The organism is Bacillus sp. LR--39 (genome assembly GCF_053613335.1).
Map to the genome: position 1 here is coordinate 1 of NZ_JBSIOT010000103.1, position 1634 is coordinate 1634.

Here is a 1634-nt window from a genome sequence, read left to right on the forward strand (position 1 = left end):
GACCTGCGAAAACGGCTTTATCAGAAAAAAGTCGGTGACTGGGTGAAGGTGAAGTTTTATCGCGGCGGAAAAGAAAAATCTGTTGATATCAAGCTGTCCTCCGCAGACCAATTAGGCAGTTAATAAAAGCAGTCTGGCATCGTTGCCAGGCTGTTTTGATATGCAAAAAAACTGAACGAGGGTTACACCCGTTCAGTTGAAAAAGGATATATCGAATATGAAGAAAAATACAACATGGATGTTACACGTGAAACAGCAGCAAATGGCTGTTAACTGCAAATACCTCCATTCTCAGCATTCTCCCGGAAATATGGAGGTTCGGGATTAGGCCTTGCTATAACGAAATCGATTATCGACAATCACAATGGGACGATTGACGTGAAAAGTGAATTCGGCAGAGGCACTGTTTTTCTGATCAGGCTACCTGCACCGGATTATTCGTTAGACGAGTGAGAAAATTTCTTCAGCCGATATTGGAGGCTTTGTCTGCTGATGCCAAGCTCCTGAGCAGCTTTCGAGATGTTATGGCCGTGTTTTCTTAACACGTTCTCTATCACATATTTTTCGAAGCTTTCCATTTTTTCTTTTAAGTCCGCGGCCGGCTGGTGTCTTGGTGTTTCCGGCTCTGGGATGTCAGCCGGCTTGATTTTCATTCGGTATTGATAGGGCAGATGGGAAGCCGTAATCGTTTGCTCGTCCGTCATGAAATTCATTGCGCCTTCGATCATATGCTCAAGCTCGCGAATATTTCCCGGCCAGTCATAAGAAAGGAAAAATTGCTTCACGTCATCGCTGATGTGTTCAACATTCATTTGGAACAGATGGTTGTTTTTCTGGATGAACTCCGACGCGAGAAGCAAAATGTCTTCTTTTCGTTCCCGAAGTGGCGGGATGATCAGTGTGACGACACTCAGCCTGTAATACAAGTCCTTCCGCATTCGTTCGCCTGCAATTGCATCAATTGGGTCTTCATTCATCGTGGCAATAATACGTACGTCAATCGGTGTATCCTTTGTCGAACCGATGCGCCTGATTTTCCGTTCTTGAAGGGCGCGCAGCAGCTTCGCCTGAAGGCTGAGATTCAGCGAGTTGATTTCATCTAACAGCAGCGTGCCGCCGTGGGCTTGTTCAAACAGGCCGGGCTGGTCGACAGCGCCGGTAAACGCGCCTTTTTTCGTCCCAAACAAAATGCTTTCCACAAGGCTGTCTGGCAGTGCCGCACAGTTTTGCGAAATAAACGGGCCGCCAGAACGATCGCTTCCATTATGGATACTTTGCGCGAACAGTTCTTTTCCCGTGCCGGTTTCGCCTGCGAGAAGGACAGATGATGACGTACGCGTTGCCCGCTTGGCGTTTTCGATGACGTCTTGAATGGCCGGACTGGTGCCGAGAATACTGTCAAACGTATAGGTTGTGCTGCCTTTTTTGTTCATATTCTCCCTGATCAGCCGTTCAAGCTTTGTCACATCCTTGGCAATTTCAACGGCGCCTCTGATTTTGCCGTCTTGGACGATGGGATATGTATGATTGATCGTCGTAATTTCCTGGCCTTTATTATTGAAATAGCTCTGTTTGATGTTTTTAATCGTCTTGCCTTCCTGAAGAGCCTGTACCAGTGTGCTGTCCTGCTGCTT

At 47.0% G+C, this 1634-nt stretch carries 1 protein-coding gene and 3 pseudogenes; 3 read left to right on the plus strand and 1 reads right to left on the minus strand.

Going from position 1 to position 1634, the window contains the following annotated elements:
- The 3 pseudogenes from ACWHAR_RS20740 to ACWHAR_RS20750 all read left to right on the plus strand — a co-directional run.
- Positions 1-123, plus strand: a pseudogene (locus tag ACWHAR_RS20740) (serine protease); the annotation flags it as partial.
- Positions 124-142: 19 nt separating this feature from the next.
- Positions 143-273, plus strand: a pseudogene (locus ACWHAR_RS20745) (hypothetical protein).
- Positions 274-300: 27 nt separating this feature from the next.
- A pseudogene (locus ACWHAR_RS20750) lies at positions 301-453 on the plus strand (ATP-binding protein); the annotation flags it as partial.
- Here the strand turns inward: ACWHAR_RS20750 and rocR are convergent.
- Positions 435-1634 (minus strand): arginine utilization regulatory protein RocR (rocR, locus tag ACWHAR_RS20755; RefSeq protein ID WP_452087690.1); only part of this gene is annotated, 1200 nt, incomplete at its 5' end. The pseudogene ACWHAR_RS20750 and the gene rocR sit on opposite strands and share 19 nt — an antisense overlap.